The sequence below is a fragment of the Chloroflexaceae bacterium genome (genome assembly GCA_025057155.1).
Lineage (GTDB): Bacteria > Chloroflexota > Chloroflexia > Chloroflexales > Chloroflexaceae > JACAEO01.
Genome location: JANWYD010000119.1, coordinates 1 through 378, shown reverse-complemented (window position 1 = coordinate 378; position 378 = coordinate 1). Strand labels below are relative to the sequence as shown.

Annotated in this window: 1 protein-coding gene; it reads left to right on the top strand. The window is 69.3% G+C overall.

Features of this window, described 5'->3' with window-relative positions; all coding sequences use genetic code 11:
• A partial coding sequence (locus tag NZU74_20575; GenBank protein ID MCS6883722.1) for a sugar ABC transporter permease occupies positions 1-378 on the top strand: 378 nt, incomplete at both ends.

Genomic DNA, 378 nt, shown 5'->3' with positions numbered 1-378 from the left:
CCTGGGCCTCCCGGCGCTGCGCTGGCTGCAGGACCCCAGCACCGCCCTGGCCTCGGTCATCCTCATCGCCGTCTGGAAGGGGGTGGGGCTGGCCGCGGTGATCTACCTGGCCGGCCTGCAGGGCATCCCGCGGGAGCTCGAGGAGGCCGCCCGGGTGGATGGGGCCACGCCCTTCCAGGTGGCCCGCTGGATCACCATCCCCCTGCTCGCCCCCACAACCCTCCTGGTCTTCTTCCTCTCCCTCGTGGGCACCTTCCAGAGCTACGGCCTCATCCTGGTGCTCCGCACGGATGGGGGACCGGTGGGCAGCACCATGCTGCTGGGCTACTACATCTACCAGAACGCTTTCCAGTACTTCCAGATGGGCTACGCCAGCGC